Source organism: Sphingobacteruim zhuxiongii (assembly GCF_009557615.1).
In the GTDB taxonomy this organism is placed as follows: Bacteria; Bacteroidota; Bacteroidia; order Sphingobacteriales; family Sphingobacteriaceae; genus Sphingobacterium; species Sphingobacterium zhuxiongii.
The window spans coordinates 2585959-2598823 of sequence record NZ_CP045652.1; the positions used below are offsets into that span (position 1 = coordinate 2585959).

The following is a 12865-nucleotide window of genomic DNA, read 5'->3' on the forward strand; positions in this document are numbered from 1 at the left end:
ACCCTACCAGTTTTAATATTATGAGTAGTCCGGAAAGTATTCCATATCGTAGTTTTATCCAATTTGATCGCGATCTTAATCAACCAGTATACTTACAGATAGCCCAGCAGTTCATCAATGCTATCGCACGTGGTCATTTACGCTCCGGAACGAAACTACTGGGTACTCGACAATTAGCGGAACTATTGGACGTACATCGAAATACGATTAGCGCCGTTTATGAAGAGTTGTTTTCGCAAGGCTGGGTAGAAATTATCGCCAATCGCGGTACATTTATTTCCTCAGAGCTGCCCACATTACTTCCGAGCAATGAAATGGAAAATCAGTATCCGAAAGCGGCTGGCTACCCCTTCAAAAAATCCTTTCTGCTAGATAATCCATTTGAGAAGATTGAATACGACCTTAGTTTTAACGATGGTACTCCCGATATCCGACTAACACAAATTGAAGACCTCTCGAGGATCTATGCTGCAAACTTAAAGCGCAAAGGCAATCGTAAAAAAATGGGCTACTATAATCAAGATGGTAGTGAATATTTTAAAGAGCAACTCACCCATCATCTTCAACTTACCCGTGGGCTAGCGATATCAAAAGAAAATCTTTTGATTACGAGAAGCATGGAAATGAGTTTATTTATCATCGCCGAGATTATCCTTGAACCTGATGATATTGTAGTCGTGGCAGATATAGGTTATTTTTCTTCTAACATGATTTTTCAAAAAGCAGGCAACCGTGTCTGTACAATCCCTGTCGATCAAGATGGAATAGATACAACTGCCCTGAAGCAACTGTGTGAGTCAGAGAAGATACGTATGGTATACGTCACAGCACAGCAACACTACCCAACAACCGTTTCTTTATCAGCTCAGCGCAGATTGGAACTTACTCAGCTGGCTAATCAATACGGCTTCATCATTGTTGAGGATGATTATGATTACGACTTTCATTATGAAAAGCAACCTATATTACCCCTTGCGAGCAACGATCAAAATGGTATGGTCATCTATGTGGGTTCATTTGGAAAATCACTTGCTCCAGGTTTCCGAACAGGCTTTATCGTCGCTCCAGAGAATATTATGCAAGAAATGCGAAAGCATCTTGGGATTATTGACAGGCAAGGTGATATCCTCATGGAACAAGCATTAGGCGAACTTATCGAAGAAGGTGTAATCGACCGACAGCTAAAGAAATCAATTAAAGTCTATAAGGAACGTCGTGACTATCTAGGAAAACTATTGACTGCAGAACTGAGAGATTGGGTAGAGTTCAACCTACCGAAAGGAGGACTTGCGATATGGTTAAACTGGAAGAAACCCATCAATCTCTATGAGCTAGCAAAGCGCTGCGAGCAAAGGCACTTATTTCTTCCGAAAACCTTACTGTATCAAACACATCATATACGAGGAACACGATTAGGCTTTGGTAATTTAGATTCTCAGGAAATGAGTCAGGCAATCGGCATCCTAAAAGAAGTTCTTAGTGAAATGGAGAATTAGTTTTCCATTTTCATACGAATCGAAGGCGCAATAGATGGTCGTTGAAAGTGAATATACATTCGTTTGTATTTGATTATCTCTCTAGAATCTGAAAGATTCGTCATCTTGATATCCTTAAATATCACTTCAGCAGCTTTGCGTTCCATCCGAATAGCAAAATCTAGAAATTCTTTAAACAATGCTCTTCGCTGTTGTGTGCTAAACTCGCTTTGTTCGCATAACCAAAGAATGATGTCATCATCAAAGTGAAGTGTTGTACGATGTGATTTGCTATGAAGGAAATATACAATGGGATCAGGCCCATTATTGGTAAACAAACCGAAACCAATCTGTCCATCGTGGTTATTAAAAATATAAGCATAGAAATGGATGGTACCAATCATTGCAGAATCCACCAATATATTCTTCGAAATCATACAAACTTCTTTAAGCTAATAATCTAATTCACATTGGCGTAGATGCCATACCCAAATATAATGAATTTCAACAAATATTAGTTAATAAATTAAATAGCCCGTAAGCCCTAATGATCAAAATTTAATAAATTATTCCCCTAAATATAGAATTTTACCATAAAATATAATTTTATCTCAATACAACAAACTGTATCCAGCATGTTACAGCGTAAAGAATACAGCAAGCATCTTACTATCAATATAATAACAATAAAACAATCTAAAATTAACAACAATAGAAATTCAATCAGCACTTCAGCCACTGTAGTTTTTAATTACAGCCTCACTATCGATTCATCTATAAATTCTTGATTGAATTCCCCTACATTTCCTCTCCACTGCAACTTAAATAAAAAATATCTTCTTAGAAATGAGCTTATTTGCATAAAAACGCATATTTTTAGTAGAATATATTTGGAGGATATAGAGATTAATTCTACTTTTGTATCACAAAATCACGGTAGGTATAGCTCAGTTGGTTAGAGCACTAGATTGTGGTTCTAGGGGTCGTGGGTTCGAGCCCCATTACTTACCCGAAAAGCTTCTCTGAAAAGAGAAGCTTTTTACGTTTATAGAGACCTTTCACTGACATGCTGTCCGCAAGCAAAAAACGGATCATACCGAAAGTTTGGGGGGTAAAGATTTTTAAGCATACAATTTCATCACTCTGTACAGGAAGAATGTTGTGTCCCTTACGCCACGGAAGACGCTTCTGAAGCTTTGAGTTTTGCATTGAAGGATTCTGCGGAAGCATTGGTACTTCTATTGTCGAAGTAGTGTAGGATGTATTGATGATGCGCTGCAATGGATTTTGCCACGCTCTCAAAGGAAGCAATACCCGCATTCTCAACCTGATTGTGCCATAGGCCTAGCTTGGTAAATGCTACCTTTTTGTCCTTGCATTTGTTGAAGATGTCCCCTAAGGCAATTCCAAGATCATAAGCCTGTTTTAGCTTGGGGAACCGCAGGAATAATAATTCAGCACGATGTTTCTGGCTTTCCGACCATCGGCTTGGATGCTTGAACAATAGGTGTCTGGATCTAGCCAACAGCTGTTTGAGCGTATCACCATTTGGCAACAATTCCGGTTCATACGGGATCCCTCGCTTTCGTGATTCCATTATTTTCTTGCTTTCTGCATCCAAGACTTCCCAACGATACTTGATACGGAGTTCCTGCACGGCATCGTAAGCTAACTTTTGGACATGGAACCGATCGACCACACGTCTGGCATTTCTGAAACATCTACGGATTGCCTTGGCCATGTTGGGAGCCATATCCATGGTCACCTCCTTTACCTTATTCCTCGAGCGCAAGGGTATTCGCTCGAGAACAGCCATGATATCCTCAGCCTTGGTACCCTTTATAGTTGCTAAAATCGTTCCTTTACGCCCTTTTGCCGATTTACTGCTAACAATGGTATATAATTCACCGTTGCTGAAGCTGGTCTCATCAATGCTCAGGTGTTCCGATATGTTTTCAGGGAACAATGTCCAGCTCTCGGCATGAGGCTTTTGGTCCCAATCATGGAAATCACTGAGGTGGTTCTTGTATTGATCCTGTAGTTGTTTGCCGTCCATCTGGAAGAACAGACCTACCAATTGGGCGCTTACAGGGTAGCTATCCAAATATCTTCTTTAAAAAAAGCCCGAATTCCGTAGTCATTCGAGCGCCCTCACGCACTAGGTTCCAATCTCTTGTGATGATATCTCCGGTATCCAGTACCGTCCATCGACGACGGCGGATATGTAGCGTAACTTTCTGGCCTCGAATGGGAAAGTCTGAAATTTCAGTAGAAGGCATAAAACCCTTTGACTCCAACTTGCTGTGCTCATAGCCTGTCGGAGCAATATTAAGTTCATCTAAATAAATATGGAGTTGATTGTCGACCTGATCAACTTCTAAAATCTGGAAGTATTCCAAAAGCCCTTCGGGCATCAATAAGGATAGTAATTTACGTTCGGCTTCTTGCAAGGGATATTTGTATTAAAGACGCTAAACTAAGAAATTTTTAACACTCCCCCCAAGAATTCAGCTTGATCCCAAAAAACCTTGGGAGAATAACACAACTCTTCCAATCGGCATAAATTGTAATTCAAAAAAAACACCCTAGGCAGTTTGAATGAATGTAGATTAAAAATAGCAACCCTATTATGTCTACTGTCTTCCAAATTAAATCAAATTATCAAAAGTCATAATCCATTCTTTATCTCAAAGCCAGTAACTCAATTTGAGATCGCTATAGAATTTTGTACTTCAGTTTAGAATTAAGATATTGTATCGGAAACGCCATGAGTAACGAAATAACGATAGTTAATATCCATTTATAAACAGTCGACTGAATTCCGTAAATCGTCAGAAGATTTATAATAAATAAGTGAGTAAAATAAATCGACGAAGAAATAAAGGAGATCAACTTCCCATACGATGAATCTATTTTTATTTCTTTTACAGCCATAAACAATAACGGCGTTATTAATATTAAAGAGAATTGAATGTCAAAGATTGGATTAGGATAGCGATATGAAAACTGAGCGTTCAATAAAATCTCAATGAGAAACAAGAAAACCACAAATAGAAATGCAACCTTAGAGATCTTAAAACCATGCTTTTTTATAGAATAGCCTATAATTAAAAGCGGAAGACAAACGAATGCAAAATTCCGATAGGACAGTACAATAAACCTGAAAAATGTGTCAACCTTTTCATTAAAACTATAAACAGCTGAGTATTCGATTACACATCCTACGAAAAACAATGCAAAAGCAGTCGGAAGAGGCTTAAACCACTTCTTGTCTTTCAAATAGTACAAAACTATACCCGCAAGCAACATATGAACAATATACCACAGGTGCGCGTAGCCATTTAAAACGAATATCAGCTTTATCAATACTTTTGGTTCCACATTCCAAAACGGAAAATACACAAGAGTCCAAAAAACAAAAAGAATAATCAATCGAGAACACCATTGCATAAGTCTCTCTTTGTTGTTAATGGAATCAAAATAAAATCCCGAAATTAAAATAAAGGAAGGCACAGCTATTCTGAAGATCCCTTGGTCGAAAATGAAAGCGAGCTTTCCGTCTACATCCGAAAACAAGCTACAGTGTATTCCGACAACGAAAAGCGACAAAAACAACTTGTAATAATCAAGAGATGCAATTCTTTCCATTAATTCAGATTAAAAATTTCACAAAAATAATTGGTTATTTTAAAAAAAGCCATCGATTCGGAGAGAAAAAATATAGAGTTGCCAAATATCTACTACAATTAGGAATATTGGGCAACTAAATTTTTCTCTTATAATCGAAATCTTAGACAAAACCGCTTGAAATAGGGAAAGGCAAAAAAAGTAGAAAAACCGTTAAGTACTGCAAAAGGGCAGACTTATCATAACACTAATACCGCGATTCAAAAATTATTTACTAAAATCCAACTCTGAATCTATCATTATCAAATACATTTGCAAATGTCTGTTTTTCGTGCTTTTCAAGCTAAACTTAAAGTCTTCCATTAGCTTTTTGTCAATCTTAGATAACTCTTGAACAGTTAACATAGTATTGCGAGGCAACGCATAGAACATATAATGGATTGCTCCTGTTGATTTAACCACAAACAGAATTGATAATTTTTCCTTTCGGAGATTAAGATTGTCTACTTTCTCTTTTGACAAAACACCTACAACCAATTGCTTCCACGCGTCTTTATTTATCGCGAAGACATCGACATCAAAGGTCCTCAAGCCGTCTATTATCTCTTTATTTTCTGGAAAAACGGGCTTATTCTATAATTCAATAAAAAAGCGTATACTATCGAAGCTTAAAGAAACTTTATGAATCGAGCCGATTATTCAATGCTCTCCTGCTGACATACTCTGTCCAAAACTTGTCTGCATAAAGACTACACCGAGAATAATTACAAAATATTTTTTCATAAATATTTCGTTTTAAAGCATTAATAATCGACAGAGCCTAGCGTGTGTTAAAATACTCATTAACATGATGCATTTACATGCAAAATGTTGCAAAAAAAACTAAATAAAATGTACTGTCGCAGATTGCACAAATCTTACGTTTAGATAAAAAACCAATTTAACTATGAAAAAAGCAACAACCATTGTACTGTGCAGCTTATTATGGCTCTTCGCCAGCTGTTCAAAAGACAAAAATGACGAGTACTGGCAAAAAAAAGCGGATGATAAATATCAAGAGATTGAAAACTTAGTTTACAGTGTCTCATGTGAAAATATCGATGATTTTGAAATTATGTCATACAATAGCACTTACTTCCCTGTTCATAAAAACATAAAGTCCCGTTTCGAAAATCTTATCGAAGAGCACAGATACTATCGCACTAAATGGTTTGATATAGAACCTCAAATCAATTTTAGTTTAAACGTCTGGGTAATAAACCCTCCTGTCGAGCTTATTTGTCACCAAGGACGTCCAAAATTACGGTATGCACAAGATCTGACTCTAGAAGAAACCAATAAATTTATTTTATCGAATTATAAGAAACTTAAGGAATTTTATAACGACGTACCTTGTACAGATCCGAAAGATTGGCAGGCGATAATCGTTAGTAAAGATTGTCGTTGTGAATTCGTAACTGCACATAAAACCATTAGAGTCTCGGAGTTCTACGAACTTCTAAATGTTCAGAAGGTGCTTGATTGGCAATGGCGAGTCCTTAGTGAAGTGAAATGTGATGAACCTTGCACAATAAAACTCGGACCAATAATTTGCAAGGATGGTAAACCTTACGTGCAATAAGATTTGAAATCGAAAAGCAAACTACCGTGAAGTTTGTTTATGAAACTTTAGGTCTGTATTAATATCAGATTTTAATACCACTACCCATACCGGAAGTTGCTTCATTTGGATCAAGCTGAATTCTTGGGGCGAGTGTTAAAAATTTCTTAGTTTAGCGTCTTTAATACAAATATCCCTTGCAAGAAGCCGAACGTAAATTACTATCCTTATTGATGCCCGAAGGGCTTTTGGAATACTTCCAGATTTTAGAAGTCGATCAGGTCGACAATCAACTCCATATTTACTTAGATGAACTTAATATTGCTCCGACAGGCTATGAGCACAGCAAGTTGGAGTCAAAGGGTTTTATGCCTTCTACTGAAATTTCAGACTTTCCCATTCGAGGCCAGAAAGTTACGCTACATATCCGCCGTCGTCGATGGACGGTACTGGATACCGGAGATATCATCACAAGAGATTGGAACCTAGTGCGTGAGGGCGCTCGAATGACTACGGAATTCGGGCTTTTTTTAAAGAAGATATTTGGATAGCTACCCTGTAAGCGCCCAATTGGTAGGTCTGTTCTTCCAGATGGACGGCAAACAACTACAGGATCAATACAAGAACCACCTCAGTGATTTCCATGATTGGGACCAAAAGCCTCATGCCGAGAGCTGGACATTGTTCCCTGAAAACATATCGGAACACCTGAGCATTGATGAGACCAGCTTCAGCAACGGTGAATTATATACCATTGTTAGCAGTAAATCGGCAAAAGGGCGTAAAGGAACGATTTTAGCAACTATAAAGGGTACCAAGGCTGAGGATATCATGGCTGTTCTCGAGCGAATACCCTTGCGCTCGAGGAATAAGGTAAAGGAGGTGACCATGGATATGGCTCCCAACATGGCCAAGGCAATCCGTAGATGTTTCAGAAATGCCAGACGTGTGGTCGATCGGTTCCATGTCCAAAAGTTAGCTTACGATGCCGTGCAGGAACTCCGTATCAAGTATCGTTGGGAAGTCTTGGATGCAGAAAGCAAGAAAATAATGGAATCACGAAAGCGAGGGATCCCGTATGAACCGGAATTGTTGCCAAATGGTGATACGCTCAAACAGCTGTTGGCTAGATCCAGACACCTATTGTTCAAGTATCCAAGCCGATGGTCGGAAAGCCAGAAACATCGTGCTGAATTATTATTCCTGCGGTTCCCCAAGCTAAAACAGGCTTATGATCTTGGAATTGCCTTAGGGGACATCTTCAACAAATGCAAGGACAAAAAGGTAGCATTTACCAAGCTAGGCCTATGGCACAATCAGGTTGAGAATGCGGGTATTGCTTCCTTTGAGAGCGTGGCAAAATCCATTGCAGCGCATCATCAATACATCCTACACTACTTCGACAATAGAAGTACCAATGCTTCCGCAGAATCCTTCAATGCAAAACTCAAAGCTTCAGAAGCGTCTTCCGTGGCGTAAGGGACACAACATTCTTCCTGTACAGAGTGATGAAATTGTATGCTTAAAAATCTTTACCCCCCAAACTTTCGGTATGATCCTATGATCCCTTCATTTCGGATCAGCATCAAAACCTGTGGATTAAGCAAATAATTTGGTCAATCTGAACAGGAAGAAATTGATATCACCTACTCCCCTAAACTGACTTCTGAAAGCTTTTATCTTTGCATTGAAAGACTCTGCGGATGCATTAGTACTTCTGTTGTCGAAGTAGTTCAATATTTTTTTGTGATGGATATTTATGGTTCTGGAGACGGTATTGAATGACCTGAAGCCAGCTTGTTCAACTTTATCCGCCCATTTAGCTAGTCTGGTAAAGGCATAGATCTTATCAATTGTTGTGTTGAAGATCCAAGAGAGTTCCTGAGCTAGCCTATAGGCCTTTTCAACATCCGGATATCGTTCAAATAGTACAGCAGCCCTTTCTCTTTGTTCTAAAGTCCATTTATGTTCACTCTTATAAAGCAGGTACCGGCTTCTTGCCAGCATTTGTTTTACGGTATCTCCATTGGGTAATAGTTCTGGCAGATAGGTTTCTTTCACTTTCCTAGCCGCTTCAATAGCTTGGTTTTCCTCCTCTATTGCCTGCCAGCGGTGCTTTATCCTTATTTCTTGAAGCGCTTCAGTGGCTAATTGCTGGACATGGAAACGGTCTATTACCTGAACAGCATTGGGAAAGCATCTTTTGGCTATCAGTCCCATATTACCAGCTAGATCAAGTGTTATCTCCTGAACTTTATTGCGTAATTGATGTGGAATCTTTTGAAGGATGGGGATAATGTTCTCTGATTTTGTGCCGCTTAGTATAGCGACAATAGTCCCCTTTTTACCATGTGCTTCTTTGTTGGTAACAACGGTATAGAGCTCCCCATGGGATAGGCAGGTCTCGTCAATGGAAAGATGGCCGCTGATATTTTGGGGGAAGATCAATCCATCCCTTGCATTTTCGCGATGCTCCCAATCCTGGAAACCGCTTAGTTTATTGCGGTAATATCTCCTTAATTTACTGGCTGATATTCCATAAAATGAACTGATGGTCTGGATGCTATGTGCTTGGCTGTCCGCTGATCCCTTTTAAAAAAGCCGCGAAATCCTGTGTGATCCGCGTTCCTTTAGCTACTAATTCCCAATTCCTGTAAACCACTTGATCAGTATCCTGGTTAAGCCATCTGCGTCGTTTGACATGAAGATAGACCTGCTGTCCGCGAATAGGAAAATCTTGCAGGGTTACAGGTTCATAAAAGCCTTTTGAAACTAGTTTATTGTGTTCAAATTCCTCTGGGATAATATTCATCTCTTCTAGAAAAATATCTAAGCGACCCTCGCCTTGGGAATAGTGGGTCATCTCAAAATAATCGGAAACTCCTTCAGGAATGATAAGGGGCATTAAAGCTTTAAATGAATCGTGCATCTCTCTAAAAGTTCAAAGCACAAATATCTATTTATTTTTTATCCCCTCCACAACTTTTGTACTTGATCCTTCATTTCTCCAAAAAACGACAACTTTAATCAAAAAAAAGCGAACATCTTACGATATTCGCTTTTTTTAGTACCCAGGGCCGGGATCGAACCGGCACGAATTGCTTCATTGGTGTTTGAGACCAACGCGTCTACCAATTCCGCCACCTGGGCATATTCCGTTTTGGAATGATGCAAATATAGGGCTTCTCCTCAATTCTGCAAAACTTTATTTATCACAAGTCCTAAACTAACTGATTTTGAACTTATTTATTTTCAAAACGTCATCCATAAGATCAAAAACAAGCATCTAAACATGACTATTAGCTACATATTAATGCTATCATATGCCCAATGAAGCAGTGCCTGTCGTTGTTTCTTTCGGCATTGCAGATCTCCAAAATTGCAATTTCCTTTTACTTGAGCGACATGCCTAGACATAGCCTTCCAGCGCTTTATTTGCCGAGCATCGTCTTCAGAACGTCGCCCAATATAATAACGGCAGTACCACTGAAACCAACCGCGCGGGTCTTGCGGATGAATCCAACCTTTTGCTTGCCAAACAGACAAGGGTTGCGATGCATGTACACCAAAAAAATTAAGACCTGCGTCTCCCCTTGCCTCTTCTCCATGATATAACTTGGCCGACTCAAACCAAGAACTTGGAAATTCATCGCGGCAATCGCCCAAATAGCGCCCACCAAATACACCTAGTTCAAGCATTTCTTGTGGACTCAATGCGGGTTGAAACTCCAGGTCAAAATCCTCTCCAATTGCAGCAACCAGTTCATACGAATAGTTTTGTTGCATCGAGTCGTTAACCCGAATTAGTTTAGCATCCATGGAGATAAAGATAGCGATAATTCGCTAGCGAAGCGGATTGAGACTAATCTCATCCACTTGCTTACCTTGTTGATCAACCACTTTAAATACCGCTTTTTGAGGAGTAATCTCCGCCTTTACGAGATTCACATTAGAATTCACGAGAATTGGGAAATTAACCCCTGCAGTAGGCATTTGTTTAACATGCTTATGCAAGTGTCCACTAATCATAATCTGCGCACCAGCCTTGTTTAAAATCGGCACAAATTGACGCTCAATATCAATCATACCATGCCAACCGCCCATAGGAGGCATATGACAAATCACAATCTTGTAGCGTGCGTTTTTGTATGCAGGACTTTCAACGGCTTTGGCCAACCATTCTGCCTGTTGCACACGATAGAAATCCATATCAACAATACCACTATATTCTATATCTGTATCCGGCTTATCTTCACCACCATCCAGCACAATAAAACAGGCCTCCCCTTGTGTAAACATATAGTACAATTCGCCAGAGCTCGTAGGAAAATATTGCGGATAAGCTACAGCGAATGGGCCACGCGTCTCATGATTTCCTCTGGAATAATACATAGGCTTTTCGCTTGCAAACAACTTAATTGCCGTATCCATAAATCCATTGAACATCTGATCTTCACTAATTAACGCATCAACCATATCGCCGTTGAATACCACGAAGTCCGTTTTTGCCATATCTGCCTGTCCAATCAAATTCGTTAAGACATCATTCTTCCCATGAATATCATTCAATATTGCAAACGACACTTTATCGGAAGGTTTTGGAGTCGTAAAGGTCAATGCCTCCTTGGAATACACATCCGTTGCAACAAAATTACCATACTGCACACGTGTTCCTTGATGCTTTAAAACCTCTTGATTGTAGACACGATAGCGGTATTTGGTACCGGGCTTCAAATCCTTAAGATCAACCTGATGCACTGTACCGACGGTTTTATAGCCATATTTCGCAGCATATAACTTCGGACGTTCCTTCGCATAGAAGTGACTTTGATCGTCTGGTGCAATTTCCACCCAAGCAACAGCAGGTTTATTGGTTACCCAAACTATAGACAACGAACTATCTGTCAATGCCTGAATATAAGGCTGATGACTAATCGTAATCTTATCCTGAGAAAATACATTTAAAGAAAATATCGTAAGAAATAGAGCAATGAATAAGGTTTTTGATTTCATTTTTAATAAATAGGTTTTTATTATGTTTAATATTGAGTTATATCCCTAACACGAGCAAAGCAAAAATGTAGAGCTTCCTGTATATCAGGGCGCTACATTTTTCTATAAATCTACTACAATAATTCAAATCAACCATCCTGTACTATATCCGAAAGCTGTAGTTTCCCGTTATTCTTGAGAAGCCGACACGAAATTAACGCTTCCACTATCACATTTATATAAATCAACTATGCTAGCAGGCTTTTTCTTGCGCTAGCTTTTATGAAATCTACTAATTTTATAAAAAGCTGTAGAAGATGCGAATAACACTTATAACCCTACTAATCCTAACATTTATGTCCTGTGCACCCGAAAAAACAGCGAATGCAGATGCCCTCGTCCTCCTCAACAAATTGGGGATGATTGAACAATTTGATGCAGCGATCGAAAAATTCACACCTGAGAACCTGGCAAGCCAGCTGCTGCCATCACAAACGACAGCTTTTGAAGCTTATAAAGAAAAATATTTCGCAAGCTCAACTGAAGATTTCTTGGTTAGCGAGCTAATGAAAGTTTGGAGCCCAGAAGAAATTCAACAAGCGGCATCACTAAAAGCGGAAGATCTAGACGATAAATTTGAAGACAAGATTAGAGAAACTGATAAATACATAGAAAAACGTTACGACGACATTTACTTGGCAGGGCATGCCCTCCTGTCGGGAATTGAAGTCATCGCCAGCCCAAATCAATCAACGCCATTCTCCTATCTCAAAGTAAATAGGCCAAATGGCTTTTATCCTGTTGAAGCTTATGACTTTCATATGTTGCAAAGAATGCACATTGCAGAAGACCCCATCATCGATGGATCCGAATTAAAAAACACAACAATATACGACTATAACACAGGAGATTATGGATTATCAATTCCAGAAACAGATAAATTAGATAATCTTTTTCAATTACACTTTGCTGATAGCCCCAAAACACCCATCATCCTTATTCTCGCAAATCGAATTATGACCGTATGGGATCGAATACCTACTCCCAACCAAGGCCAAATCATCCTCTATACAACCTAGAAAAAAGAGGAATTGCAAAGCTTTATTAAGACGATAAAATAATGAACAACATACTTGATAAAATCGAAATTATCTCAGCATTAATCGAATAA

The 12865-nt window shown here is 39.0% G+C and carries 13 protein-coding genes and 2 tRNA genes; 6 read left to right on the forward strand and 9 right to left on the reverse strand.

Going from position 1 to position 12865, the window contains the following annotated elements; translation table 11 throughout:
* Positions 1-20 precede the first annotated feature (20 nt).
* Positions 21-1496, forward strand: a complete 1476-nt coding sequence (locus GFH32_RS11095) for an aminotransferase-like domain-containing protein (RefSeq protein WP_153511672.1) — start codon at positions 21-23, stop codon at positions 1494-1496.
* On the opposite strand, the gene GFH32_RS11100 is transcribed toward GFH32_RS11095, so the two are convergent.
* The gene (locus tag GFH32_RS11100) at positions 1493-1912 is read right to left on the reverse strand and encodes a hypothetical protein (protein WP_153511673.1); all 420 of its coding nucleotides are present in this window, start codon (positions 1910-1912) and stop codon (positions 1493-1495) included. The genes GFH32_RS11095 and GFH32_RS11100 overlap by 4 nt on opposite strands.
* 499 nt (positions 1913-2411) lie before the next feature.
* On the opposite strand from GFH32_RS11100, the gene GFH32_RS11105 reads away from it, so the two are divergent.
* Positions 2412-2485 (forward strand) — tRNA-His (locus GFH32_RS11105).
* Between the two features lie 158 nt (positions 2486-2643).
* Here the strand turns inward: GFH32_RS11105 and GFH32_RS11110 are convergent.
* From GFH32_RS11110 to GFH32_RS18655, 3 genes are all read right to left on the reverse strand, one after another.
* Entirely contained in the window at positions 2644-3531 is an 888-nt protein-coding gene (locus tag GFH32_RS11110; RefSeq protein ID WP_228384115.1) for an ISAon1 family transposase, read from the reverse strand.
* Positions 3532-3571: 40 nt separating this feature from the next.
* Positions 3572-3925: an ISAon1 family transposase N-terminal region protein gene (locus tag GFH32_RS11115; RefSeq protein ID WP_153509180.1), complete on the reverse strand. Its 354-nt coding sequence runs from the start codon at positions 3923-3925 to the stop codon at positions 3572-3574.
* A gap of 265 nt (positions 3926-4190) precedes the next feature.
* Positions 4191-5123 (reverse strand): acyltransferase family protein, encoded by a 933-nt coding sequence (locus GFH32_RS18655; protein WP_153511674.1) that lies wholly within the window; start codon positions 5121-5123, stop codon positions 4191-4193.
* A gap of 925 nt (positions 5124-6048) precedes the next feature.
* Here GFH32_RS18655 and GFH32_RS11125 point away from each other — a divergent pair.
* The 3 genes from GFH32_RS11125 to GFH32_RS11135 all read left to right on the forward strand — a co-directional run bounded on the left by GFH32_RS11125 (position 6049) and on the right by GFH32_RS11135 (position 8181).
* Entirely contained in the window at positions 6049-6723 is a 675-nt protein-coding gene (locus GFH32_RS11125) for a hypothetical protein (RefSeq protein WP_153511675.1), read from the forward strand.
* Between the two features lie 176 nt (positions 6724-6899).
* Positions 6900-7253, forward strand: a complete 354-nt coding sequence (locus GFH32_RS11130) for an ISAon1 family transposase N-terminal region protein (RefSeq protein ID WP_153509180.1) — start codon at positions 6900-6902, stop codon at positions 7251-7253.
* Between the two features lie 40 nt (positions 7254-7293).
* Positions 7294-8181 (forward strand): ISAon1 family transposase, encoded by an 888-nt coding sequence (locus GFH32_RS11135; protein ID WP_228384116.1) that lies wholly within the window; start codon positions 7294-7296, stop codon positions 8179-8181.
* A gap of 120 nt (positions 8182-8301) precedes the next feature.
* On the opposite strand, the gene GFH32_RS11140 is transcribed toward GFH32_RS11135, so the two are convergent.
* The 5 genes from GFH32_RS11140 to GFH32_RS11160 form a co-directional block, all read right to left on the reverse strand.
* Positions 8302-9264, reverse strand: coding sequence for an ISAon1 family transposase (locus GFH32_RS11140; protein WP_458296203.1), 963 nt, complete (start codon positions 9262-9264; stop codon positions 8302-8304).
* Position 9265: 1 nt separating this feature from the next.
* On the reverse strand, positions 9266-9631 hold the full coding sequence (locus tag GFH32_RS11145; RefSeq protein ID WP_153511677.1) for an ISAon1 family transposase N-terminal region protein: 366 nt from the start codon (positions 9629-9631) through the stop codon (positions 9266-9268).
* 139 nt (positions 9632-9770) lie between these two features.
* Positions 9771-9852, reverse strand: a tRNA-Leu gene (locus GFH32_RS11150).
* 153 nt (positions 9853-10005) lie between these two features.
* Positions 10006-10521, reverse strand: coding sequence for a hypothetical protein (locus tag GFH32_RS11155; RefSeq protein ID WP_153511678.1), 516 nt, complete (start codon positions 10519-10521; stop codon positions 10006-10008).
* A gap of 24 nt (positions 10522-10545) precedes the next feature.
* Positions 10546-11715 (reverse strand): purple acid phosphatase family protein, encoded by a 1170-nt coding sequence (locus tag GFH32_RS11160; protein WP_153511679.1) that lies wholly within the window; start codon positions 11713-11715, stop codon positions 10546-10548.
* A gap of 296 nt (positions 11716-12011) precedes the next feature.
* On the opposite strand from GFH32_RS11160, the gene GFH32_RS11165 reads away from it, so the two are divergent.
* On the forward strand, positions 12012-12773 hold the full coding sequence (locus GFH32_RS11165) for a hypothetical protein (protein ID WP_160366937.1): 762 nt from the start codon (positions 12012-12014) through the stop codon (positions 12771-12773).
* The last annotated feature ends 92 nt before the right edge of the window (positions 12774-12865 follow it).